The sequence below is a fragment of the Amycolatopsis sp. NPDC004625 genome, assembly GCF_040609695.1.
Lineage (GTDB): Bacteria > Actinomycetota > Actinomycetes > Mycobacteriales > Pseudonocardiaceae > Amycolatopsis.
The window spans coordinates 19,552-43,915 of the sequence record NZ_JBEXKX010000040.1; the positions used below are offsets into that span (position 1 = coordinate 19,552).

The following is a 24,364-nucleotide window of genomic DNA, read 5'->3' on the forward strand; positions in this document are numbered from 1 at the left end:
AAGGGCGGACACGGCAACCCCCGGGGGTGGCGCAATGGCGCGGAGGCGGCTGCTCACCGTGCCGCCGACCGCCGGCGTGCCCGACCCGGTTCCGCTCGACCTGCCCGGGCGCGGCCGGACCGTCGTCACCGACGTCGGGCCGCGGGACGCGCCCGCGCTGGTGCTGCTGCACTCCGTGGCCTGCACGGGCCTGCTGACCTGGTACCCGGCGCTGGCGAAGCTGGCGCGGGACCACCGCGTCGTCGTGTTCGACCAGCGGTGGCACGGCCGGGGCATCCGGTCGCCGGAGTTCCGGCTCGCCGACTGCGCCGAGGACGTCGTGGCGGTCGCGGACGCGCTCGGCCTGGCGCGGTTCGCGCTCGCCGGGTACTCGATGGGCGGGCTGGTCGCCCAGCTCGTGGCGCGCGCCGAACCAGAACGTGTTACCGGTCTGGTGCTCTGTTCCACCGCGAGCTCCTTCCGCCGCGGGCTGCGGCAACGCGCCGCCCTCGACGTCTTCGGCCGGGCGCTGCCGCGGCTGCGTGCGCGTGCCCGGCTCCCGGTGGCACCGTCGCGGCGCGTCGAGGACCACCGGTGGGGCCTGCGGGAGTTCCGGTCGACCAAGCCGTGGGAGATCGCGGTCGCCGTCGACGAGATCGGCCGGTTCGACTCGACGCCGTGGCTGCCCACGCTGCGCCTGCCGGCCGCGGTCGTCGTGACCGCCCGGGACCGGTTCATCGCCCCGGACCACCAGCGGTCCCTCGCCCGCCGCATCCCGGGCGCGGTGAGCTACGAGGTCGCGGCCGGGCACGCCGCCTGCGTCCTCGCCGCCGACCGGTGGGTGCCCGCCCTGCTCACCGCCGTCCGCTCGCTCCGAGGAAGGAAGTTCTGATGGGACGCTTCAGCTTGCCCGACCAGAAACCCGAGGGGCTCGACTCGCCCGTCACGGTCAAGGTCATCAAGTACGCGGCCAAGGCGCAGGTGGCGGTCTTCCGGCTGACCGGCGGCCGGGTCGGCAGCACCTGGCGGGTCGGGGCCGGCTTCCGCAAGCCGGTGCCGACGCTGCTGCTGGAGCACCGCGGCCGCAGGTCGGGCCGGCTGTTCACCACGCCGCTGCTGTACCTGCGCGACGGCGAAGACGTCGTCATCGTCGCGTCCCAGGGCGGCCTGCCGAAGCACCCGCAGTGGTACCACAACCTGGTCGCACGCCCGGAAACCCGCATCCACGTCAAGGGCCGCCGCGGCGTGCCGGTCCGGGCGCGGGTCGCGGCGGGCGCCGAACGCGACGCGCTCTGGCCGCGGTTGGTCGAGCTGTACGCGGACTTCGCGAAGTACCAGGCCTGGACCGAGCGGGAGATCCCGGTGGTGGTGCTCAGCCCGCGGCCTTGAGCAGCTCGGCGAGCGCGTCCGGCAGCGCGTCGGCCAGCGGCCACAGGTCCTTGACCAGCTCGCGCGCGCCGAGCAGGCCGACGTGCACCTGGCCGGCGTTGGACAGCACGGTGACGTTCAGCCCGGCGCCGTGGAAGACCGGGCCGAGCGGGTAGAAGCCGGTGATCCGCGCGCCGAGGAAGTACAGCGGCATCGGCGGGCCGGGCACGTTCGAGACGACCAGGTTGTGCACCACCGGATGCTTCTCGGCCAGCCGCAGCGCCGAATACGCGCGCACGGCGAGGCCGAACATCGTCGCGGCCGAGAACTGCGCCCAGTCCTGCAGCATGTCGGCGTCGATGTCGTGGTGGTGGTCCTTCGACCGCCGGTTGGCCTCGGCGAGGAAGAACACCCGCGCGGCCGGGTCGGCCAGGTGCGTCGGCAGGGAGGCGAAGAACGCCGAAACCTTGTTGCTGCCGTGCTCCCGTTCGGTGCGGTCGTGCACCGAGACCGGGACGGTCGCCACCAGCGGGTCCGCCGGCAGCTCGCCGCGGGCGTCGAGGAACTCGCGCAGGGCGCCGGCGACGAGGGCGAGCACGACGTCGTTGACCGTGACCCCGAAGGCGTTCTTGACCTCCTTGATCTCGGCGAGGTCCAGCTGGGCGAACGCGACGCTGCGGTGCCCGGTGATCGTGCCGTTCAGCGACGTCCTCGGCGCGGTGAACGGGACCGGCATCCCCTGGCCGCGCAACGCCCGGCCGAGCCACCGCGGCACCAGGCCCAGCAGGTCCGGCAGCAGCCGAGCGACCTCGGCGGGCCGTCTCGCGACGTTCTCGACGCCGGAGCGCAGCAGGTCCAGCGGCGACGGCGTCCCGGCGTTGCGGCGCTCGTCGACCTCCGGCATCGGCGCGTCCGGTGCCAGGCCGGCCAGGTGGGTGATCAGGCTGGCGCCGCTGACGCCGTCGACGCTCGCGTGGTGCATCTTGAGCAGCACCGCGAACTGGCCGTCGGCCAGGCCCTCGATGACGTAGAGCTGCCACAGCGGGTGCGCGCGGTCCAGCTGCTGCCCGGCGATGTGCGCGCAGAGGTCGGCCAGTTCGGCGCGGTCGCCGGGGGCGGGCACGCCGATGCGGTGCACGTGGTGGTCGAGGTCGAAGTCCTCGTCCTCGATCCAGACCGGGTGGCTGAGGTTCCAGAGCGGATTGTGCAGTTTGCGGCGGAACGCCGGGATCTCACGGACGCGCCCGTCGAGCTTTTCGTGGAGCTTCGCGAACGAGTAGCCGCCGGGGACGGTCGAGCCGTCGAGGACGAGCAGCCCGCAGACGTGCAGGACCTGCGACGACGTCTCGAGGTAGAGGAAACTCGCGTCGAGGCCGCTCAATCTCTGCATGGCGCCAGGGTAGGCCACATCCGGTGAGCGGCGCGTCACCCTACTCGCCGGTATCATCGCGGTGGTGCAGCCGAATTTCCTGATCCGTCGCGCGGTCCAGCTCGGTCTCACCGCCAACGCCCTCCGCCCGCTGCGGGCCCGGTCCACGACGATCCCGGTGTTCTTCGCCGGCTGGCTGACCGGCGAGCTGGCGCCCCAGTTCCTGGCCCTGACGGCCGCGGATTCGCTGCTCCACGTGGCCCGCCACGGCGTCGGCGACCGGTCGACGAAGGCGGGCCTGGCGATGGCGGCGGCGTCCGCGGCCGGGCTGGCCACCCTGGTCCGCACCGGGCACGGCGCCCGCGAGGAGATCGAGAAGGCGCTGACGTCGGCGCTGGGTCCGGACTACGCCTCGGAACTGGGCCGGTCCGATCTGGGGTTGCCGTGGGGCGAGCTGGCGCTGCCGTTCCGGATGGGCGCCCCGGACGTCCGCGTCGACCGCAACATCGCCTACGCCCCGGGCGGCAAGCGGTTCCTGCTGGACGTCTACCGCCCTGCTTCGCCGGTCTCGGGTGCTCCGGTGCTGCTGCAGGTCCACGGCGGGGCGTGGGTGATCGGCAACAAGGAGGAGCAGGGCCGGCCGCTGATGCGCTACCTGGCGCGGCGCGGCTGGGTGTGCGTCGCGATCAACTACCCGCTGTCCCCGGCCCACCGCTGGCCGGCGCACATCGTCGCGGCGAAGCAGGCCCTGGCGTGGATTCGCACGTCGATCGCCTCCTACGGCGGCGACCCGCGGTTCGTGGCGGTGACGGGCGGCTCGGCGGGCGGCCACCTGTCGGCGCTGCTGGCGTTGTCCCAGAACGACCCGGCCCTGCAGCCGTCGTTCGAGGACGTCGACACGAGCGTCCAGGCGTGCGTCCCGCACTACGGCGTGTACGACTTCGCAGCGACGTCCGGCGCACCGGCGAGCCAGTACCGCCTGGAGAGCCTGATCGCGCGGCGCGTGTTCGCGCCGGACCGGGATCCGGTGGCCCACTTGGACGACTACATCGCGGCGTCGCCGCTGGATCGGATCACGTCGGACGCCCCGCCGTTCTTCGTGATCCACGGACGGGACGATTCGCTGGTCCCGGTGCGGGAAGCGCGCGAGTTCGTTTCGCGCCTGCGCGAGAAGTCCCGGCAGCCGGTGGCGTACGCGGAGCTGGCGGGGGCGCAGCACGCGTTCGACGTGTTCACGTCGGTGCGGTCGGCGCACGTGGTGCGCGGGGTGGCGCGGTTCCTGGACTACACGTACAACGCCTGGAAAGCCGAGCGGGCTCAGTAGACGAGGTCCAGCGGGCTCGCCGAAGGCGGGCCGTCGAGGCGCCACTCCGGTCCTTCGCGGACGAAGCGGTACCAACGCGCATCGCGGCCGTAGCGCAGTTGGAGTTCTCCCTGTGTGAGGCGGTTTCGCCACACCTTCGGCTTTCCCGGCAGGCCCGCGTCTGCCAGGACTTCCTGGGCTTCGGCCAGGGGACCCGGGCCTGGCTGCCATGTCTCCCGGTGGGCCGCCAGGCCGCCGCGGCCGGCTTCGCGCCAGGCCTCGGCCCAGCGGGTCAGGTCGCGGGGCGGCACCTGCGCCGCCGTGGCCAGGGCGGTGATCTCCGGGGCCGTCCGGGCCGCCGCGCGGCGGGCGAGGTCCTCCTCGAACGTCAGCTCGGCCGCCGCCGCGCCGGTGGTCAGGAGGTCGCGGGCGAGGGCGGCCGCATCCGCGGCCAGGGTGGTCAGGGCCGCCGCCGTCCAGCCCGTGACCGGGGGCGGGTCGAGGTCCAGGACCGCCGGTGGCCCGGGGACCCGCGGTGGTGGCGGCAGGGCAGGGATCGCACCCGGCCGGCGGGCGTAGGCGGCCTTCGGTGTCAGGCCCTCGTCCACGCGCTTCGGGAGCTGCGGTTTCTCGCCGCGGGCCGGCGACCGGCGGGCGCGCAACTCGGCCAGCACGTCCACCCGCGGGCGGCCACGCAGCAGGAACAGCGTGAACGGGTCGCGGTCCACCTCGTCGGCGACCAGGTAGTACACCGCGGCGACGTGCTTGCACGGGTTCGCCGAGTCCGGGCACGAGCACCGCGGCCGCAGGTCGCCCGGGCCCGGCAGCAGGTCGGCGCCCGCCTCGCGGGCCTGCTCGGCCAGCGCGCCGGGCAGCTCGCCGTCGAGCAGGGCGGCCGCGTGCCCGAGCTGCGTGCCGACCACGCCGAGCAGCGTGTCCCACTCGCCGTCGGTGAAGGTGCGCATGGTGATCGTCACCTTGTACGGCTGCGGCCGGCTGCCCCGCACCCGCGCCGTCATCTCACCGGCGCCGAAGTGCAGCTCGCCGACCGTGCCCTTTCGCGCGTACGTCCGCCCGCGCGGCAGCCGGTTCGGGTCGAGCTTCGCGCGTTGTTCCAGGGCGTCGACCCAGGCGCGGCCCCACCAGGTGGTGCCGAAGTTCCGCCGTGGCGGCATCACCCGCTCCCGAGCCGGACGAGGTCGGCGAGCTGGTCGTCGGACAGTTCGGTGATCCAGTCTTCGCCCGCGCCGACGATCGACTCGGCGAGCCCGCGCTTCTTTTCGAGGACCTGCGCGATCCGTTCTTCCAGGGTGCCCTCGGCGATCAGCCGGTGCACCTGGACCGGCCTGTCCTGCCCGATCCGGTACGCGCGGTCGGTGGCCTGGTCCTCGACCGCCGGGTTCCACCAGCGGTCGTAGTGGATCACGTGGGTGGCCCGGGTCAGGTTGAGCCCGACGCCGCCCGCCTTGAGCGAGAGCAGGAAAACGGGGATCTCGCCGGCCTGGAACCGGTCGACCATGTCCTGCCGCTTGGCCGGCGAGCTGTCCCCGGAGAGCAGTTCGGTGGGCAGGCCACGCTCGGTGAGGCGCCGCTCGAGCAGGCGGCAGAGCTGGACGTACTGGCTGAAGACGAGCACGCTCTCGCCCTCGTCGAGGATGACGTCCAGCAGTTCTTCGAACGCGGCGAGCTTGCCGGAGCGGCCGGTGAGGGTGCCGTGCGGCTCCTTGAGGAACTGGGCGGGGTGGTTGCAGATCTGTTTGAGTTCGGTGAGCAGCTGCAGGACCTGGCCGCGCCGCTTGATGCCCTGCGTCTCGCGGATTTCGGCCAGGTTTTCGCGCACGACGGCTTCGTAGAGGGTGGTCTGCTCGGCGGTGAGCGGGACGAACCGGTCGGTCTCGGTCTTGCGCGGCAGTTCCGGGGCGATGTCGGGGTCGCTTTTGCGCCGCCGCAGCAGGAACGGCCGGACGGTGGCGGCCAGCCGTTCGGTGACGGCCTTGTCGCGGTCGCGTTCGATCGGCCGCGCGACGGTGCGGCGGAAGCGGTCGAGCGGGCCGAGCAGGCCGGGGGTGGTCCAGTCCACAATGGACCACAGCTCGGTGAGGCGGTTCTCGACGGGCGTACCGGTGAGCGCGACCTTGGCCCGGGCGGGAACCTTGCGCAGTTCCTTGGCGGTGGCGGACAGCGGATTCTTGACGTGCTGCGCCTCATCGGCGGCGACCAGCCCCCAGTCCACTTCGGACAGCGTTTCGCGGTCGCGGCGGAGGACGCCGTAGGTGGCCAGGACGACCTCGTCGGGAGCGAGGTCGCCGAGGTGACGGCCGCCACCGTGGAACCGGCGGACGGGGATGTCCGGGGCGAAGCGGGCGAACTCGCGCTCCCAGTTGCCGAGGAGGGAGGTGGGACAGAGGACGAGGGTGGGCCCACCGACGGCCGACGGCCCTTCGGCGACCGGCAGCGGGCCGGATGCCGGCCGGGTGTCCTCACCGGGCTGCACGCCGGAATCCGGCGCCGGGTCGGCCGCCGGTCCCTCGGCTCCGGCCACCGGCAGGCCGCCAGCCGCGGGAGTTTCGCCGATCGGCACCGAGCCGGCCGCCAGTTGGGCCACGTCGCTGGGCTGCACGCCGGAATCCAGCACCGGCCCGGCTGCCGATTGGGTCACCTCGCCGGACAGCGCACCGGACTCCGGCGCCGGGTCGGCCGCTGGGCGAGCCACCTCGCCGGGTTGCGGCGGTACCCCCACGCCTGCCTGCGTTCCGTCGCCTGCCTGCGTTCCGTCGCCGGCGAGCGCCGCGGCGGGCAGAGCCTGGGCTGCCAGGTCGCGCCGGTGCAGGTGGAGGGCGATCAGCTGGATCGTCTTGCCCAACCCCATGTCGTCGGCCAGGCACGCGCCCAGCCCCAGTCCCGTCATCGTCGCCAGCCAGGCCAGTCCCGCCCGCTGGTACGGGCGCAGCGTCGCCTGCAACCCCGGCGGTGGGGCCACCGCACCCTCCGCCCGGTCGCGGATGCGCGACACCAAGCCGTCCAGGGCCGGGGGCGCCGCGAACTCCACGCGCTCGCCGTCCAGGTCCAGCTCGCCCGTCAACGCCGCCGCCAGGGCCTCACCCGCGTCGAGCCTGCGGGTCCGGCCGCGGACGCGGGCGAGCAGCTGGGGATCCACGCGCACCCACTGGCCGCGCAGGCGGACCAGCGGCCGCTTGGCCTCGGCGAGCGCCGTCACCTCGGCCTCGGTCAGCTGCTCGCCGCCCAGGCTGAGCTGCCAGCGGAACTCCAGCAGGCTCCGCAGCGCGAACTCCGGCCCCGCCACGCTCGCCGGCGCCTGCGTTGCGCTCGCCTTCGCCTTCACCTCGCCCGCGAACAGGCCCTTCGACCACAGCACCTCGATCCCCGCGCCGCCCAGCTCGCGGGCGCCTTCGGTGAGGAGGTCGACGACCTCGTCGTCGGACAGCGCCAGCCCCGCGGGCGTCGGCTCGGCCAGTACCCGGCCCAGCGGGGCCCAGGCTCGCGCGCCGCGGCGCAGGCCCAGCAGCAGCTGCGTCTCGACCTGGTCGCCGAGGCGGTTCAGCACCGCGTCCGGGGCGTCCCACAGCGTGGCCGCCTCCACCACCAGGCTCGGCTCGGCCATGCTGCGCACCGCCAGCACGCCGGCGAACGTGTCGTCGTCCCGGCCCTCGACCCGCAGGAGCACCTGCACGCCACGCGGTTCGCGAGCCTCCAGCTCCGCGAGCCACGCGGCGCCGTCCGGGCCGAGCAACGCCGGTTCACGGGCCGCGAACGCGGGGTCGCCGGCCCCGACGGGCGCGGCCGGGCTGCGGACCAGCAGGTCGGCCGTGGCGTCCCAGAGCGCGCGGACCAGCGAGTCCGGCGAGTGCAGGCGGATGCGCTTCAGCCCGGTCAGCGGCAGCGCGTACGCCTCCGGCGGCAACGCACCGGCGAGCCCGCGCAGCAGTTCCTCGTCGGCGGCGTCCAACGGGCCGATGCGCCAGGCCGCCGCGCCGGCCGGGGAGACGGCGGGCCGCAGCCGCCCCCGGGCGACGAGGTTCACCCCCGCGTTGACGGCGGCCGACCACGCCGCGACCGCCGGGCTCGCCTCCTCCCCCACCGACAGCAGCCGGGGCAGCGCCCGCTCCAGCGGGACCAGCTCGGCGTCGACCTTCGTCCGCGCGAACTTGGCGCCGCGGGGCAGCACGAGCTCGATCGTGGTCCCACCGGCCACGTCCTCGCCCCACAGGGCCAGCACGCCCTCCCGCGGGGGATCCGCGGGGAGGTAGGTGGCCTGGGTGTCTGCGCTGAACTCCACGACCGCAACGCTAGAACACGGGACCGACAGTTTTGCCCTCGGCGGCACGAACGGTCCTTTCGCACCGTTGCCCGACGCAACCCACTCGTGCGCCGAGGGGCATCACGCGTGACCCAGGAGGCATCACGCGTGATTGGCGGGGCATCAGCCGCGGGGCAGGCCGAGGAGGCGTTCCGCCGTCAGGGACCGCAGGACCTGGGTCGTGCCGCCCGCGATCGAGAGGCAGCGGGTCAGGAGGAATTCCTGCTGGGCCGGACCGTCCGCGAGCAGGGCGCCCGTGCCCGCCAGCTCCAGCGCGAACTCCGCCACGTCCTGCCGGTGGGAAACGCCGAGCAGCTTGCGGACGCTCGACTCCGCGCCCGGGTCCTGGCCCTCCAGCCGGCGCAGGGCCGCCCGCAGGTCCAGGACCGAGCCCGCCACCCCGTCGGCGACCAGCGAACCGAGCCGGTCCAAAGCGACGTCGTCCAACGCTGAGGCGTCCACTGTGGACACCAAGGTCTGCACGCTTTCGCCGACCGCCGAACCGCTGCCGATGGCCACCCGCTCGTTGGCCAGGGTCGTGCGCGCCAGGCGCCAGCCGCCGCCCGGGACGCCGACGACGTCGGCGTCCGGGACGAACACCTCGTCCAGGAACACCTCGTTGAACACCGCCTCCCCGGTGATCTCGCGCAGCGGGCGCGTCGTGATGCCCGAAGCGCGCATGTCGACCAGGAAGTACGTGATGCCCTTGTGCTTCGGCGCGTCCGGGTCGGTGCGGGCCAGGCAGATGCCCCAGTCGGCTTCGCGGGCCAGCGACGTCCACACCTTCTGGCCGGACAGCAGCCAGCCACCGTCGACGCGCCGGGCGGCCGTCCGCAGCGCCGCCAGGTCCGACCCCGCACCGGGCTCGCTGAAGAGCTGGCACCACGTGAGCTCGCCGCGCAGGGTCGGCCGGGCGAACCGCGCGCGCTGCTCGTCGCTGCCGTGCTCGAGGATCGTCGGCACCGCCCACGCGCCGATCACCAGGTCGGGACGGCGGACGCCGGCGGCGGCCAGCGCGGCGTCGATCCGCAGCTGCTCCGCGGCGTCGGCACCCCGGCCGTAGGGCACCGGCCAGTGCGGCGCCAGTAACCCCGCATCGGCGAGCGCGACGCGCCGGGAAGCGGCGGGCAGTGCCGCGATCCGCGCCACCTCGTCCCGCAGCGCGGGATCGTCGCCGACGTCTACACCCAGCGTCCGCTCGCTTCCGGAGAGCGCCAGCGAAGCCGCCTGCCGCCGCCACGACCCGCCGAGCCACTGCCGCAGGGCCACCGCCCGGCGCAGGTACAGGTGCGCGTCGTGCTCCCAGGTGAACCCGATCCCGCCGAGCACCTGGACGCAGTCCTTGGCGTTGGCGACGGCCGCGTCGAGGGCGACGACGGCCGCACCGGCCACCGACAGCGGGTGCTGCCCGGAAGCCGCGTCCCAGGCCAGCGCTTCGGCGGCTTCGGCGCGGCAAAGCATCTCGGCGCACAGGTGCTTGACCGCCTGGAACGCCCCGATCGGCTGCCCGAACTGCTCCCGGACCTTGGCGTGTTCGACGGCGATGGTGAGACACCGCCGCGCCACGCCCGCCGCTTCGGCCGCGGCCAGGATCGCCGCCGGCGGCCGGACCGGCGGCAGGGCGAGCACGTCGGCACGGACGCCCGAGCACCGGATCCGGGCCAGCGGGCGCGAGAAGTCGAACGCCGTCAGGGGCTCGACGGTCACCCCGGGCGTGCCGGGCGCGAGCAGCACGTGGCCCCCGTCGACCGGCACCAGCAGCCACGTCCCGGCGTCCGCGCCGGGCACGAGCCCGCTGACGCCGTCCTCGAGCGAAAGCTCGTCCAGCAGGACCGCGACCGTGGCCTCGCCCTCGGCGACGGCGGACAGCAGCTCCTTCGCCTCGGGGACCTCGGCCAGCAGGAGGCCGGCGAGGGCGGTCCCCAGCACCGGGCCGGGAACGAGTTCTTCCGCCGCCGCGGCGAGCCCGGCGGCGAGATCGGCGACACTGCCGTCGGCCCCGCCGGCCGCCGCGGGCACCGCGACGCCGAACAGGCCGAGAGCGGCGAACCCCGCCGGGACTTCCGCGCCGGCCCCGGTTTCCGCCGCGCGCACCGCCTCTCGCGGGTGGTGCGCCGCGGACCAGGCGTGGATCGCCTCGGCCAGCGCGGCCTGTTCCTCGGTGAGCGCGACCGGCATCGGGCCTCCTCGCGGTGTACGACACTACTCGCGAGTGTAGAACGTGTTACAGTTTTTCGGCCAGTGGGTCAGCTGTCGCGAGGTTCGCCAGGACAGGTAATCTACGTCGTGAACTGGAACAAGTTCCGAAGGACGGGGGAACGCCGATGCCAGGCAAGACCAAGGCCCGCGGCAACGGCCTGAGCGCGATCGGGGCCGACGAGCTCGGCTCGGCCGCCCAGCGCGACCGCCGCCGCCGGATCATCGACGCCACCCTCGCGCTGGCCTCGAAGGGCGGCTACGACGCGGTGCAGATGCGTGCCGTCGCCGAGAAGGCCGACGTCGCCCTCGGCACCCTGTACCGGTACTTCCCGTCGAAGATCCACCTGCTGGTCTCCGGGCTGGCCCGGGAGTTCGAGCGCGCGCAGGAAAAGCTGGAGCGCCAGGCCATCCCGGGCGAGACGCCCGCCGAGCGGCTCATGTTCGTGCTCGGCCGCAACACCCGCATGATGCAGCGCGACCCGCACCTCACCGAGGCGATGGTGCGCGCGTTCATGTTCGCCGACACCTCCGCGGCCGCCGAGGTCGAGCAGGTCGGACGGCTGATGGAGAACATGTTCGCCAAGGCGATGGGCATCGCCGAGCCGGCCGAGGCGGACCGCGACATCTTCCACGTCGTCGCGGACGTGTGGATGGCGAACCTGGTGGCCTGGGTGACCCGCCGCGCCTCGGCCGCCGACGTCGCGAACCGCCTCGAACTCTCGGTGCACCTGCTCCTGGACAAGTAGCCGCCGCGGGGGCGCCCCCCGGTTCCACTCTATCGCTCGGCACCGACAGTTTCCGGTGCCGAGCGCCGTGGACGTCACCCTCAGCGGTGGCCGTCGGCCACCTTCGCCAGCTCGTCCAGCGCCTTGAGCGTCTCCGCTTCCGGCAGCGTGTCCAGCAGGAACGTGTACCGCTCGACGCCGGCCTCGCGGAAGCCGTCGATCACCTTCGGGGTCGTCGGGCCGCCGAAGACCGCGAACTGGACGTCTTCGCGGCCCTGCTCGGCCAGCCAGCGGCGCACCCGCTGGGCCTCCTGGTACTTCGTGTACCCCCGCAGCAGCCAGCCGTCGCCGTACTTGAGCAGGCGGTTCAGGGCCGCCTCGCTCTCGCCGCCGATGTAGATCGGGACGTGCGGCTGCTGCACCGGCTTCGGCCAGCTGAAGATCGGGTCGAGATCGACGTGCGAGCCGTGGAACTCCGCCTCGTCGTGGGTCCAGATCTCCTTGAGCGCGGCCAGCTGCTCGTCCATCAGCGCGCCACGGGTCTTCGGGTCGGTGCCGTGGTTGCGCATCTCCTCGCGGTTCCAGCCGACGCCGACGCCGAACAGCGCGCGGCCGTCGGAAATCAGGTCCAGGGACGCGACCTCCTTGGCCGTGTGGATCAGGTCGCGCTGGATCAGCAGCGCGATCCCGGTGCCGAGCAGCAGCTCCGACGTCGCCGTGGCCGCGGCGGTCAGGGCCACGAACGGGTCGAGCGTGCGGTAGTACACCCGCGGCAGCTCACCGCCGCCCGGGTACGGCGTCTCCCGGCTCACCGGGATGTGCGAGTGCTCGGCCAGCCACAGCGAGCCGAACCCGCGTTCCTCCAGCGCCGCACCCAGCACGTCCGGCCGGATGCCCTCGTCGGTCACGAACGTCGAAATCCCGAATTCCATACGTCAAGGACTACCACCGGGTTGACAGCGGGTGCAGGATGGAGTCATCTCATCATACGTTGAATAAGGGGGTAGTCATGGACGTGCAGGACGTCGACTTCGAAGAGCTCTACCGGGGCAGCACCCCGATGGGCCGGAAGATGCCCTGGGACCTCGGCGCACCACAGCCCGCGGTCGTCGCGCTGGCCGACGCAGGCGGGTTCGCCGGCGACGTCCTCGACATCGGCTGCGGCCTCGGGGACAACAGCGCGTTCCTCGCCTCCCGCGGCCTGTCCGTCACCGGCCTGGACGGCGCGCCGTCGGCGATCGAGCAGGCCCGCGCCCGCGCCGCGGAGAAGGGCCTCGACATCGAATTCGCCGTCGCCGACGCGACGAAGCTCGAAGGCCACGAAGGCCGCTTCGACACCGTCCTCGACAGCGCGCTCTACCACTGCCTGAGCGAGGACCAGCGCCGCGACTACCTCGCCGCGCTGACCCGGGCGACGCGGCCGGGCGCGCGGCTGCACCTCTTCGCCTTCTCCCCGGCGGTGCCGGCCGGGTTCCCGGCGCCGTACCTGATCAGCGAAGCAAACCTGCGGGAGACCGTCGGCCGCGACTGGACGATCGAGAAGCTCGAACCGACCCTCTACACGACGTCGATGACGCCGGAGGAGCTGCGGCAGAGCGTCCAGGCGGTGCTGAACGAGGACGGCGCCGACCTGTCCGGACTCACCACGGACGCCGACGGCCGCGTGCTGGTCCCGGTTTGGCAGTTGGAAGCGGTACGTTCGGCCACGTGATCACCGAGTCGGCCGTGGTTCCGCGGACATCCGCGGAACCCGGCGCCGACCGGCTGATCGTCGGCGAGCACGTGCTGGGGGTCGCCGACGGCGCGACCGGCAAGCCCTGGGACCGCGGACCGGACGGCGCTGCCGCTAGACGTTGCGGCGGTACTGGCCCCCGACCTCGAAGAACGCCTCCGTGATCTGACCGAGCGAGCACACCCGCGCGGCGTCCACCAGTACCCCGAACAGGTTGCCGCCGCGGGTGGCCGCCTCGCGTAGGGCCTTCAGGGCCTGCTGGGCCTCCTCGTGGTGGCGGTGCTGGAAGTCCGCCAGGCGGTCCAGCTGGGACTTCTTCTCGTCCTCCGTCGCGCGGGCCAGCTCGACCTCGATCTCGTCCTCCCCCGAGCGCGGGTTGCGGAACGTGTTGACGCCGATGATCGGCAACGAGCCGTCGTGCTTCTTGCGCTCGTACAGGATCGACTCGTCCTGGATCTTGCCGCGCTGGTAACCGGTCTCCATCGCGCCCAGCACGCCGCCGCGCTCGGAAATGCGGTCGAACTCGGCCAGCACGGCCTCCTCGACCAGGTCGGTCAGCTCGTCGATCACGAACGAACCCTGCAGCGGGTTCTCGTTCTTCGACAGGCCCCACTCCTTGTTGATGATCATCTGGATGGCCATCGCGCGGCGCACCGACGACTCCGACGGCGTCGTGATCGCCTCGTCGAACGCGTTGGTGTGCAAGGAGTTCGCGTTGTCGTACAGCGCGCACAGCGCCTGCAGCGTGGTGCGGATGTCGTTGAAGCTCATCTCCTGCGCGTGCAGCGACCGGCCGGAGGTCTGCACGTGGTACTTCAGCTTCTGCGACCGCTCGTTCGCGCCGTAGCGCTCGCGCATGGCCACCGCCCAGATCCGCCGCGCCACCCGGCCGAGCACCGAATACTCCGCGTCCATGCCGTTGGAGAAGAAGAACGACAGGTTCGGCGCGAAGTCGTCGATGTCCATCCCGCGCGCGAGGTAGGACTCGACGTAGGTGAAGCCGTTGGACAGCGTGAACGCCAGCTGCGAGATCGGGTTCGCCCCGGCCTCGGCGATGTGGTAGCCCGAGATGGACACCGAGTAGAAGTTGCGGACACCACGGGAGATGAACCACTCCTGGATGTCGGCCATCATCCGGAGGCTGAACTCGGTGGAGAAGATGCAGGTGTTCTGGCCCTGGTCCTCCTTGAGGATGTCGGCCTGCACCGTGCCTCGGACGTTGCGCAGCACCCATTCGCGCACCTCGGCGGCCTCGGCCTCGGACGGCTCGCGGCCGTGCTCGGCGCGGAACGCCTCGACCTTCTGGTCGATCGCGGTGTTGAGGAAGAACGCGAGGATCGTCGGCGCCGGGCCGTTGATCGTCATCGACACCGACGTGTTCGGCGCGGTCAGGTCGAAACCGTCGTAGAGGGCCTTCATGTCGTCGAGCGTCGCGATGGACACGCCCGACGTGCCGACCTTGCCGTAGATGTCGGGACGCGTGTCGGGGTCGTGGCCGTAGAGGGTCACCGAGTCGAACGCCGTCGAAAGCCGCTTGGCCTCCGAGTCGGCGGACAGCAGCTTGAAGCGGCGGTTGGTGCGGAACGCGTCGCCCTCGCCGGCGAACATCCGAGCCGGGTCCTCCCCCTCGCGCTTGAACGGGAAAACGCCCGCGGTGTAGGGGAAGTAGCCCGGCAGGTTTTCGCGGCGCAGGAACGACAGCAGCTCGCCGGCCTCGGTGTACCGCGGCAGGGCGACGCGCGGGATCCGGTTGCCGGACAGCGTGTCGCGCCACAGCTGCGTGCGCAGTTCCTTGTCGCGGATCTTCACGACGAGCTCGTCCTGGCGGTACTCCTCGGCCAGAGCCCGGAACCGCGTCAGCAGTTCGGTGGCTTCACCGTCCACATCGGACGCGGCCGCGGCGAGCAGCCCGTCCAGCGCGTCGGTCGAGGCGTCCACCTTGGCCAGCTCTTCGCGCGCGACAGCGAGGGCGTCACGCTTGCGGATCGCGGCGACCTGCCGCTCGGTCCTGGTGTGGTAGCCCCGCACGGTCTCGGAAATCTCGGCCAGGTACCGGGCCCGGTTGCCGGGGATGATCGTCGAGGCGTCGGTCGAGACCTTGCCTTCGACCTGCGGCAGCGTCCCGGCGGACACGCCGAGCCCGCGCTCGGCGAGCATGCCGCGCAGGTGCTGGTACAGCGCGGTGACGCCGTCGTCGTTGAACTTCGCCGCGCTCGTGCCGTACACCGGCATGTCCTCCGGGCCCTGCGAGAAGGCTTCACGGTTGCGGACCAGCTGGCGGGCGACGTCCCGGCGGGCGTCCTCGGCGCCGCGGCGCTCGAACTTGTTGATCGCGACGACGTCGGCGAAGTCGAGCATGTCGATCTTCTCCAGCTGCGACGCGGCGCCGAACTCCGGCGTCATCACGTACAGCGACTCGTCCACGAAGTCGACGATGCCGGCGTCGCCCTGGCCGATGCCCGGCGTCTCGACGATCACCAGGTCGTACCCGGCGGCCTTGCAGGCCAGGATCGACTCGCTCAACCCGGCGGGGATCTCGCCCGAAGTCGTGCGCGTCGCCAGGGAGCGGAAGTACACCGGCGAGCCGTCCAGGCAGTTCATCCGGATGCGGTCGCCCAGCAGCGCGCCGCCGCCCTTGCGCCGCGACGGGTCGACGGCGAGCACCGCGATCCGCAGCTTGTCCTCCTGGTCGAGGCGGAAACGGCGGATCAGCTCGTCGGTGAGCGACGACTTGCCCGAACCGCCGGTGCCGGTGATGCCGAGCACCGGCACCTCGCGCTTGCCCGCGGCCTCGGTGATGCCGCTCAGCAGGTCACCGGGCAGGTTCGAGGCCTGCAGCTGCGTGATGACGCGCGAGAGCGAGGCGACGTCGCCGGAGAGCACCTTGTCCAGCGCGGGAGGCTTGGCCGCGAGGTCGACGTCGCAGGCCTTGATCATCGAGTTGATCATGCCCGGCAGGCCCATCTCGTAGCCGTCTTCGGGCGAGAAGATGCGGGCGACGCCGCGCGAGTGCAGCAGGTCGATCTCCTCGCGCACGATCACCCCGCCCCCGCCGCCGAAGACCTTGACGTGGCCGGCGCCGCGCTCGCGCAGCAGCTCGACCAGGTAGGAGAAGTACTCGACGTGCCCGCCCTGGTAAGCAGAGATGGCGACACCCTGGACGTCCTCGGCGATGGCTGCGGTGGCAACCTCGTCGACCGACCGGTTGTGGCCCAGGTGCACGACCTCCGCGCCCTGCGACTGCAGGATCCGCCGCATGATGTTGATCGACGCGTCGTGCCCGTCGAAGAGGCTCGACGCGGTGACGAACCGGACGGGGTGCACGGGTCGGTACAGCTCGCTGGTCATCCTTCCAAAATACTTTGGCTTCCTACTATTGGAAACCCGAGAGCCGGTGACGCAGCTCTCAGGGCAACCGCGGAGAACCTTGACATCCGCCAGGTCGGGCCTATATTTAACGGGTAAGTTAATTAACAAGGTGGTGAAATGACAGACACGTTGAGCCGGACGTTCTCGGCGCTGGCCGACCCGACCCGGCGCGCCATCCTCGCGCGCCTGTCGAACGGCGAAGCGACGGTCAACGAGCTCGCCGAGCCGTTCCCGATGAGCCTGCCCGCGGTGTCCCGGCACCTGAAGGTGCTGGAAGAGGCCGGGCTGATCACCCGCGGCCGCACCCGCCAGTGGCGGCCCTGCCGGCTGGAGGCGAAACCCCTGGAGGACGTGGCCGGCTGGGTGGCGACCTACCGCCGGTTCTGGGACGACGGGTTCGACCGCCTCGAGGAGCACCTGAGGAGCCTGACCGGCGATGCCTGACCTCACCATCACGCGCGTGTTCGACGCCCCGCGCGAGCTCGTCTTCGCCGCGTGGACCGACCCCGACCAGCTGGCGAGCTGGCTGGGACCGCACGGCTACACCGGCTCCGCCGTCACCCTCGCCACCCGGCCCGGCGGCGCCTGGCGGGCGTGCATCCGCTCCCCCGAAGGTGACGAGCACTGGATGCACGGCGTCTACCGCGAGATCACCGCGCCCGAACGGCTCGTCTTCACCTTCGCCTGGGACACCGAAGGCGACCTGCGCGACGAGACCCTCGTGACGATCGGCTTCGCCGACCTGGGCGGCAAGACCGAGATGACCTTCGCCCAGACCGGCTTCCCGACCGTCGCCGACCGCGACGGCCACGACGAGGGCTGGACCTCCAGCTTCGAGGACCTGACCGGCTTCATCCGAGGAAAGGACGCCCGATGACCGCCACCCTGCCCGAGATCGTCTCGCCCGAGCAGTGGCAGGCCGCGCGCGACGCGCTGCTGGCCAAGGAGAAGGAGCTGATGAAGGCGGCCGACCACCTCGCCGCCGAGCGCCGCCGGCTGCCGATGGTGCCGTTCACCAAGCCGTACGAGTTCGATTCGGGCGACGGCAAGGCGAGCCTGCTCGACCTGTTCGACGGCCGCCGTCAGCTGATCGTCTACCACTTCATGCTGCACCCGGGCGACGAGGCGGGCTGCCCCGGCTGCTCCCTGGTCCTGGACAACATGCCGCACCTGGCCCACCTGCACGCCCGCGACGTCACGCTGAAGGTCGTCGCGCCGGCCACGTGCGCGGAGATCGAGCGGTACCGGGCGAGGATGGGCTGGGACGTGCCGTGGGTGTCCGCGCACGGCAGCGACTTCACCGAGGACTGCGGCGTCGGCCGGGGCTTCGGGGTCAGCGTGTTCCTGCGCGACGGCGACGCCGTGTACCGGACGTACTTCACCTCCGGCCGCGGCGGCGAGATGTTCCTCACGTCGCACCGGTACCTCGACGTCACGCCGCTGGGCCGCCAGGAGGCCTGGGAAGAGGAGAGCCGCGGCGACGACGGCCCCGGCTCGTGGTGGCGCCGTCACGACGAGTACTGAAAAGCTTCTCCGGCGGCCGTGTCCGGTCGGCTCCCGCGGCTCCGACCCCCCGGTGTCAGACCCACCAGGAGGAGGCGGAAATGCGCGAGATCGTCCACATGGTCCACACGTCGCTCGACGGCTGCGTCGAGGGCCCGGACGGCGAATTCGACTGGCCGGTGCCGGGCCCGGAGCTGTCCGCCCACTCGCGGCAGCTGAGCGCGCGCTGCGGCGAGTTCGCGTACGGGCGGCGGGTCTGGGACATGATGTCCGCCTACTGGCCGGACGCCGAGTCGATCTCGGACGACCCGCACGACCTCGCGTTCGCGCCCGTCTGGCGCGAGACGCCCAAGGTCGTGTTCTCGCGGACGCTGGAGAAGGCGGACTGGAACACCCGGGTCGTCGGCGGCGACCTGGGCGAGGCGGTGGCGTCCCTGAAGGCCGAGCCGGGGGACGACCTGCTGCTGATGGGCGGCGCGGAGCTGGCCGCCGAGCTCACCGCGCGCGGCCTCATCGACGAGTACCAGGTGTTCGTGCACCCGGTCGTCCTCGGCGGCGGCAAGCGGCCGTTCGCCGAGGGCACCGCGCGGCTCGGCCTCACGCTGGCGCAGTCGCGCATCTTCGACGACCAGGTCGTGCTGCTGCGCTACCGCCGTGCGTGAGCGGCGCCGCCGGGCCCGGGCGTGTCCCGGGCCCTCGGCTCCCCCACGGTCAGCGCGCGTTGGCCGCCCGGAGCGCGATCCACTGCCGCATGGCGTACTCGACCAGCGTGATCAGCGTCTGCTTCGTCGACTCCCGGTCCCGGGCGTCACAGCGGACGATCGGGATGTTCGGGTCGATCGACAGCGCCTCGCGGACGTCGTTGATGTCGTGCTCCAGCACGCCGTCGAACGTGTTGATGCCGACGATGTACGGCAGGCCGCGGTCCTCGAAGAAGTCGATCGGCGCGAACGAGTCGGCCAGCCGGCGCGTGTCGGCCAGCACCACCGCGCCGATGGCGCCGCGGACCAGGTCGTCCCACATGAACCAGAACCGCTGCTGCCCGGGCGTGCCGAACAGGTAGAGGATCAGGTCCGCGTCCAGCGACACGCGGCCGAAGTCCATCGCCACCGTGGTCGTCGACTTGCCCGGCGTGTGGTCGAGGTTGTCGACCCCCACGCTGGCGTCGGTCATCATCGCCTCGGTGGTCAGCGGCACGATCTCCGACACCGACCCGACGAACGTCGTCTTCCCCGCGCCGAACCCGCCGGCCACGACGATCTTGGCGGAGGTCATGGTCGGGGGCGCGGTGTCCCGCGGTGCCTTAAAGCCGACGGAGTCCACTCAAAACCCTTTCCATCAACACCAGATGTGCCTCGGCGCCGTCATTGCCCGTAATCGTCTTGTGCACCGTGACCAGCCCCGCGTCGGCCGCGTCGCTGATCAGCACCCGGGCCACGCCCAGTGGCACCCGCAGCGCCGAAACGATCTCGGCGACCGAACGGGGGGTCCGGCACTCTTCCATGATCGAGATGCACTCGATCTGCTCCGCGGCCACCTCGGGGAAGCCACCGGTGGCAGCGTAGTCCTTCGCGGAGATCAGTGTCTCGAGCTCCAGGGCGTAATTGGCCTTGGTGCGGCCGCCGGTCAGCGCGTAGGGCCGGACGATGGCCGTCAGTTCCTCGGGCGCGGGCGGCTGCTCGAACACCGCGGGCATGACGAACTCGCCGCTGGGCGGGCCCGGATCGAACAAACCGCCTGGTCTGGGGCTGTCCCCGTCGGTACTGCCGGGTGGAGAGACTAAAGAGGTCACGCGATCTCCTGGGTCGGCCGACGGCGCGGGCGCCGGCGGTTCCGCGGCCGCGTGCGCACCGGCGGCCGGGGGTGGCGGGGACTCCTTGCTCTTCTTGCGCTTCCGGCGGGCACGGCCGGAATCCAGCGTGAACCCGTTGAGGACGTCGGCGAACGTGCCGTCGTCCCCACGCCCGCCGGGGCTGCGCCCCGCGGGTGGTTCGCCGTCGAATCCGGACCCCGTGCTCATCGCGCCATCATCCCACCGGTTCGCCGATCAGCGACCCACCGGAGCCCTGGAGCTGGGCGCGCAGCTCCGGCGTGAGGATCTGGCCGACCCGGTCGACGAGCATCGTCATCTCGTAGGCGACCTGGCCGATGTCGCAGTTCGGGGCGGCGAGCACGGCCAGGCAGGAGCCGTCGCTGATCGACATCAGCACCATGATCCCGAGCTCCATCTCGACGACGGTCTCGTTGACCGCGCCGGCTTCGAAGCAGCGGGCGGCGCCCTGGGTGAGGCTGACCAGGCCGGACGCGACGGCGGCGAGCTGGTCGGCCCGGTCGAGCGGGAGCCGGTTCGACGCGGTCAGCAGCAGGCCGTCCGCCGAGACGACCACGGCGTGCGCCACGCCGGGCACCCGTTCCGCGAAGTCGTTCACCAGCCAGCCGAACTGGTTCTGCGTCGGCTGCGCGCTACTCGGCGAGGTCATTCACCCTCCAAGGTCTCGTGGTTGGTCTCGGCCGCCTGTGCGGTGCGGTGGCGTCCGCGCTCGATGCCCTGCTGGAAGCTCCGCAGGCGGCCGCGCACGTCGTGTGCGTCCCGTTGGGGTCGGGGGGCCGTGGCCCCGGTGGACGGTCCGGCGCTGCCCGGAAGCAGCTGCTCCCCGCGACGGCGCCGGGGCAATCCTGCCGAAGTGAAAGTGGAGGGCGTCGACTGGGACACCGCTTGCACGGCCCGCCAGCCGTCATCGGTGCCGAAATCCCACTCGGCGGTGGCCTCGACCGCGGATTCCTCCTGCCGCGGGGCCGGGGTTTCCGCCGCCTTCCGGGAGGGCAGGGCGGACGGCGGCCCGGCGGGACGGCCGTGGGGAATCGGAAGCTGCCCGGACTCGTGGAAGACCGTGGGCGGCTCGGGGGTGCGACGGCTCGGCTGGGGCAGGCCGTTGGTCTGCGGCGCGGTGGGCTGGGGCAGCGCCCCCGGCTGCGCGGCCTGGTCCGGCTCGGCCGCCGGCGCCTGGGGGCCGGGCTGGTCCGGCTGCAGGCCGGCGGCGAAGATGTCGCCCTGCAGTTTCGGCTGCGGGAGTCCGTTGGTGCGCTGCCCGGGCTGCGGGAGACCGTTCGGCTGCGCTCCCTCGGCTGCGGCCGGCTGGCTCCGCTGCGGCAGACCATTCGGCTGCGCACCCTCAGCTGCGGCCGGCTGGCTCCGCTGCGGAAGCCCGTTCGGCTGCGCGCCTTCGGCCGCGGCGGGCTGGCTCCGCTGCGGCAGACCATTCGCCTGCACACCCTCGGCCGCGGCCGGCTGGCTCCGCTGCGGCAGACCATTCGCCTGCACACCCTCGGCCGCGGCCGGCTGGCCGCCCCGCTGCGGCAGACCGTTGACCCCCTGCTTGGGCTGCGGGAGGCCGCCCTGCGGCGCCGCGGTCTCCGGGGCGGGTGCGGACTGCTGCTCGCGAGCCTCCGCAGGCTGGGCCGGTTCCGGCGTGACCGGAGCATCGGCCGCCTGCTTCTCCGGCTCCGCCGCGCCCGCCGACTGGGCCGTGCCCAGCCCCGGCACCGGCTGTCCGCTCTGCACCGGCTTCGGGCGCTGGGCCGCCGCCTGGCGGGCCTGGCGTGTCTGGCGGCGGCCCCGCGTCACGCCCTGCTGGAAGTTGCTCAACCGGCTGCGGACGTCCTGCGGGTCGCGGACCGGGAGGTCCGGGCGGGGTGCGGCCGGCTCGGGGGCCGACGGGATCGCCGGCGTTGCGCTGCCCGGGAGGAGCTGCTCGCCGCGGCGGCGGCGCGGGAGGCCCGCCTCCGTGAACGCCGTCGGCTCGGCCTTCGTGCGCTCCTGGACCGTGCGGAAGTTCTCGTCGCTGGCGAAGTCCCAGCTGCGGCGCTCCTCCGGGGGCACCTCCTCCGACGCGGCCGGTTCCTCCTCGGAGACGGCCGGCTTGTCCTCGCGGAACCACGCCGACAGCATCTCGTCGAAGATCGGCGTCGTCTCCGAGCGATCCGGGGCCGGGGCCGGCGGGGGTGGCTCCGCACCCGCCGTCGCCTCCTGCCACCAGTCGCTGAGCGTCGTCTCGTTGGCCGTGAACAGGTCCTTGCCGGCCGGCAGGTCGTCCGCGCGGGGCGGCTGCGGCGGCAGCGGCAGCACCGCGGGCACCGGCGGCAGGGCCGGGCGCGGCGGCGGGACGTCGTCGTCCTTCGGGATCGGGGCGAACAGCGCCGTGCCGGAGATCTCCAGGTCCGACGGCGGCCGCACGCCGGACAGCCCGGCCAGGTCGCTCGCCGACGGCCAGCGCTCCTCCCCCATCGCCGGCTGCGGCGGCACCAGCGGGCGCGGGCGGGTGGTGCCGTTGACCGGGCGGCGCGGCAGCTGGTTGCCCGCCGCCGGGCTCGCCGGGTGCTGCTGGAGCGCGCCGATCGGGCCGGTGACCGGGCCGTCGGTCACCGGCATCACCAGCTCCGCCGGGACGACGACCGTGGCGCGGACGCCGACGATGTCCCGGCCGCCGTGCAGCGACACCCCGATCCGGTGCCTGCTGGCCAGCCGGCCGACGACGAACAGGCCCATCCGGCGGGACGTCACCAGGTCGACCGAGCCGGCCTCGGTCAGCCGGGTGTTCGCCTCGGCGACCTCGGCCTCGTTCATGCCGATGCCCTTGTCGAGGATGTCGATGTGGAGCGAGCCGTCCTCGCCCAGCCGCGACGCCACGGTCACCGAGGTCTCCGGCGCGGAGAACGCCGTGGCGTTGTCCAGCAGCTCGGCGACCAGGCGCATCAGGTCGCTCGCCGCGTAGCCGACGATCCGGGCCGGGGGCGGCGGCTGCACCTGGACACGCTGATACTGCTCGATCTCCGACACCGCGGCGCGGAGCATGTCGGTGGTGCCGACCGGCTTCCCCGACCGGCGGCCCGGCTCGGCGCCCGAGAGCACCATCAGGTTCTCGTTGTTGCGCCGCATCCGGGTGGCGAGGTGGTCGAGCTGGAACAGCGTCGCGAGCTGGTCGGCGTCCTCCTCGTCCCGCTCCAGCTGCTCGATCAGCTGCAGCTGCCGCTGCACCAGGCTCTGGCTGCGCCGCGAGAGGTTGACGAAGACGCTGCCGTAGCCGGTGCGCATCGCGGCCTGCTCGGTCGCCAGCCGCAGCGCCTGGTGGTGCACCTTGTCGAAGGCCCGCGCCACCTCGCCGACCTCGTCGTCGGTGTGCACCGGGACGGGCCGGACGTCGGTGCCCTGCGCGCGGCCCTCCTGGATGTTGCGGACCGCCTCCGGCAGCGCGGTTTCGGCGACGTCGAGAGCGCTGCGGCGCAGCACCTTCAGCGAGCGCAGCAGCTGGCGGGTGATGAGGAAGACGACGGCGACGGCCAGCACCATCGCGGCGAACAGCAGCACCGCGAGCAGACCGGCGCCGCTGCTGGACTCGTCGACCAGCTCCGCCGCCGTCGCCGAGGCCGACGTGCCCAGCCGGTCGGCGACCTGGCCGATCTGCGTGCGCATCGCCGCGGAGGCGGCGGTCCAGTCCTGGGCCGACAGCGCGCGCAGGGCGTCGTCCACCCCGCCGGCCGGCGCGTTCAGCACCGTCTCGACCATCCGGGCCCGGCTCTGCGCCTGCGTGCCCTCGGCGATCGCCGCGAAGTCGCGCTGGAGCGTGTCGCCGGCCGCGGAGCGGAAGTCGACCAGCCGGTCGGCGAGCCGCAGCTCGGCGGCGCGCAGGGTGGCCAGCTCGCTCGGGCTCAGCGCGGCGCGCCCGATGCCGTAGGAGACGAGGGCCTGGCTGAGCGACACCTGTTCGCCGGCGACCAGCAGCTCGTGCAGCCCGGCCGGGGTGCCGCCGAGGGTGCCGTCGCCGGCGCCCGCGGTGACCGCGGTGTCGAGGCTGATCAGCGAGCCGGTGAGGGCGGCGTACGCCGAGATGGCCTGGGCCGGGTCGAGCTGGCCGCCGTCGACCTGGCGGCGGAGGAAGGCGAGGTTGCCGATCTGGGCCGTGGCCGCGCCCGCGGCACCGGACACGCCGGGCTCGGCTTCGGCGGCGCGGGCCTGCTCCGCGGTGAACGGGCCGATCGCGGCGTCCGTCGCCGTGCGCGCCGCGGCCAGCTCGGGGGTGCCGCCGACGGTGCCCGCGGTCAGCATGGCCGAGGTGACCGTGCGCTCCTGCTGCAGCACGCCGGTGAGCTCCCGCACGCCGCCGCCGAGCGCGACGAGCCGGTCGAGCCGCTGGTACTCGCCCGAGCGGCCGACCTGCGCGGCGATCGTGGTGATGCCCAGCACCAGCGCGAGGACGATGGGCACGACCGTGACGGCCGAAAGCTTGACGGGCAGGCTCCAGTCGCGCCACCGCACGAGCGCCTGCCACACGGCCTTCCCCTTGGACCGCCGGGGCGCTCGGCCGAGCAGTTCCCCGACGGGCACCTGACCTTCTCCTGCAACGGTCACGTGAGTGACTCCCTGTCCGGCGTCATGGATCCGCGTCGGCGGCGCGGCGTCCCGGCTCGCGGCGGGCCGCCGGACGGCCGTGCCGCCGCTGCC

At 72.9% G+C, this 24,364-nt stretch carries 19 protein-coding genes; 9 read left to right on the forward strand and 10 right to left on the reverse strand.

The window, feature by feature from the left end; all coding sequences use genetic code 11:
* The first annotated feature begins 34 nt into the window (after nt 1–34).
* Together ABZW17_RS34610 and ABZW17_RS34615 are read left to right on the forward strand one after the other, a co-directional pair.
* Nucleotides 35–871 carry an alpha/beta fold hydrolase gene (locus tag ABZW17_RS34610; RefSeq protein WP_354823559.1) on the forward strand — a complete coding sequence of 279 codons (837 nt, stop codon included), beginning with the start codon at nt 35–37 and terminating at the stop codon, nt 869–871.
* A complete protein-coding gene (locus ABZW17_RS34615; protein WP_354823561.1) occupies nt 871–1,368 on the forward strand; it encodes a nitroreductase family deazaflavin-dependent oxidoreductase in 498 nt (165 codons plus the stop codon). Before ABZW17_RS34610 ends, ABZW17_RS34615 begins: the two co-directional genes overlap by 1 nt.
* On the opposite strand, the gene ABZW17_RS34620 is transcribed toward ABZW17_RS34615, so the two are convergent.
* On the reverse strand, nt 1,352–2,737 hold the full coding sequence (locus ABZW17_RS34620; RefSeq protein WP_354823563.1) for a wax ester/triacylglycerol synthase family O-acyltransferase: 1,386 nt from the start codon (nt 2,735–2,737) through the stop codon (nt 1,352–1,354). The two genes, ABZW17_RS34615 and ABZW17_RS34620, sit on opposite strands and share 17 nt — an antisense overlap.
* A 64-nt stretch (nt 2,738–2,801) precedes the next feature.
* On the opposite strand from ABZW17_RS34620, the gene ABZW17_RS34625 reads away from it, so the two are divergent.
* The gene (locus ABZW17_RS34625) at nt 2,802–4,040 is read left to right on the forward strand and encodes an alpha/beta hydrolase (protein ID WP_354823565.1); all 1,239 of its coding nucleotides are present in this window, start codon (nt 2,802–2,804) and stop codon (nt 4,038–4,040) included.
* Here ABZW17_RS34625 and ABZW17_RS34630 read toward each other — a convergent pair.
* From ABZW17_RS34630 to ABZW17_RS34640, 3 genes are all read right to left on the reverse strand, one after another.
* Nucleotides 4,034–5,194: an SWIM zinc finger family protein gene (locus tag ABZW17_RS34630; protein WP_354823567.1), complete on the reverse strand. Its 1,161-nt coding sequence runs from the start codon at nt 5,192–5,194 to the stop codon at nt 4,034–4,036. The genes ABZW17_RS34625 and ABZW17_RS34630 overlap by 7 nt on opposite strands.
* The gene (locus ABZW17_RS34635; protein WP_354823569.1) at nt 5,194–8,316 is read right to left on the reverse strand and encodes an SNF2-related protein; all 3,123 of its coding nucleotides are present in this window, start codon (nt 8,314–8,316) and stop codon (nt 5,194–5,196) included. Before ABZW17_RS34635 ends, ABZW17_RS34630 begins: the two co-directional genes overlap by 1 nt.
* A 144-nt stretch (nt 8,317–8,460) precedes the next feature.
* Nucleotides 8,461–10,515 carry an acyl-CoA dehydrogenase family protein gene (locus ABZW17_RS34640; RefSeq protein ID WP_354823571.1) on the reverse strand — a complete coding sequence of 685 codons (2,055 nt, stop codon included), beginning with the start codon at nt 10,513–10,515 and terminating at the stop codon, nt 8,461–8,463.
* Nucleotides 10,516–10,661: 146 nt separating this feature from the next.
* On the opposite strand from ABZW17_RS34640, the gene kstR reads away from it, so the two are divergent.
* Nucleotides 10,662–11,282, forward strand: a complete 621-nt coding sequence (kstR, locus tag ABZW17_RS34645; RefSeq protein ID WP_004561263.1) for a cholesterol catabolism transcriptional regulator KstR — start codon at nt 10,662–10,664, stop codon at nt 11,280–11,282.
* 80 nt (nt 11,283–11,362) lie between these two features.
* Here the strand turns inward: kstR and ABZW17_RS34650 are convergent, their stop codons facing one another.
* The gene (locus ABZW17_RS34650; RefSeq protein ID WP_354823574.1) at nt 11,363–12,193 is read right to left on the reverse strand and encodes an LLM class F420-dependent oxidoreductase; all 831 of its coding nucleotides are present in this window, start codon (nt 12,191–12,193) and stop codon (nt 11,363–11,365) included.
* Between the two features lie 77 nt (nt 12,194–12,270).
* Here ABZW17_RS34650 and ABZW17_RS34655 point away from each other — a divergent pair, with 77 nt between their 5' ends.
* Complete coding sequence (locus tag ABZW17_RS34655) at nt 12,271–12,972, forward strand: class I SAM-dependent methyltransferase (protein WP_354823576.1); 702 nt, start codon at nt 12,271–12,273, stop codon at nt 12,970–12,972.
* A gap of 135 nt (nt 12,973–13,107) precedes the next feature.
* Here the strand turns inward: ABZW17_RS34655 and icmF are convergent, their stop codons facing one another.
* Nucleotides 13,108–16,341, reverse strand: a complete 3,234-nt coding sequence (icmF, locus tag ABZW17_RS34660; RefSeq protein ID WP_354823578.1) for a fused isobutyryl-CoA mutase/GTPase IcmF — start codon at nt 16,339–16,341, stop codon at nt 13,108–13,110.
* A 138-nt stretch (nt 16,342–16,479) separates the two neighbouring features.
* Here icmF and ABZW17_RS34665 point away from each other — a divergent pair, with 138 nt between their 5' ends.
* From ABZW17_RS34665 to ABZW17_RS34680, 4 genes are all read left to right on the forward strand, one after another.
* Nucleotides 16,480–16,806, forward strand: a complete 327-nt coding sequence (locus tag ABZW17_RS34665) for a metalloregulator ArsR/SmtB family transcription factor (protein WP_354823580.1) — start codon at nt 16,480–16,482, stop codon at nt 16,804–16,806.
* Complete coding sequence (locus tag ABZW17_RS34670; protein WP_354823582.1) at nt 16,799–17,239, forward strand: SRPBCC domain-containing protein; 441 nt, start codon at nt 16,799–16,801, stop codon at nt 17,237–17,239. The genes ABZW17_RS34665 and ABZW17_RS34670 overlap by 8 nt, the downstream gene beginning before the upstream one ends.
* Nucleotides 17,236–17,886, forward strand: a complete 651-nt coding sequence (locus ABZW17_RS34675; protein WP_354823584.1) for a DUF899 domain-containing protein — start codon at nt 17,236–17,238, stop codon at nt 17,884–17,886. Before ABZW17_RS34670 ends, ABZW17_RS34675 begins: the two co-directional genes overlap by 4 nt.
* Before the next feature lie 80 nt (nt 17,887–17,966).
* Complete coding sequence (locus ABZW17_RS34680) at nt 17,967–18,527, forward strand: dihydrofolate reductase family protein (protein ID WP_354823586.1); 561 nt, start codon at nt 17,967–17,969, stop codon at nt 18,525–18,527.
* A 49-nt stretch (nt 18,528–18,576) separates the two neighbouring features.
* Here ABZW17_RS34680 and ABZW17_RS34685 read toward each other — a convergent pair whose 3' ends face one another.
* Genes ABZW17_RS34685 through ABZW17_RS34700 form a run of 4 tightly spaced genes read right to left on the reverse strand, consistent with a single transcriptional unit; the run spans nt 18,577 to nt 24,247 of the window.
* On the reverse strand, nt 18,577–19,140 hold the full coding sequence (locus ABZW17_RS34685) for an ATP/GTP-binding protein (protein ID WP_004561255.1): 564 nt from the start codon (nt 19,138–19,140) through the stop codon (nt 18,577–18,579).
* A gap of 28 nt (nt 19,141–19,168) precedes the next feature.
* On the reverse strand, nt 19,169–19,885 hold the full coding sequence (locus tag ABZW17_RS34690; protein WP_354823588.1) for a DUF742 domain-containing protein: 717 nt from the start codon (nt 19,883–19,885) through the stop codon (nt 19,169–19,171).
* 7 nt (nt 19,886–19,892) lie between these two features.
* Nucleotides 19,893–20,345, reverse strand: coding sequence for a roadblock/LC7 domain-containing protein (locus tag ABZW17_RS34695; protein WP_004561253.1), 453 nt, complete (start codon nt 20,343–20,345; stop codon nt 19,893–19,895).
* Entirely contained in the window at nt 20,342–24,247 is a 3,906-nt protein-coding gene (locus tag ABZW17_RS34700) for a nitrate- and nitrite sensing domain-containing protein (RefSeq protein WP_354823675.1), read from the reverse strand. The genes ABZW17_RS34695 and ABZW17_RS34700 overlap by 4 nt, the downstream gene beginning before the upstream one ends.
* Nucleotides 24,248–24,364 lie beyond the last annotated feature (117 nt).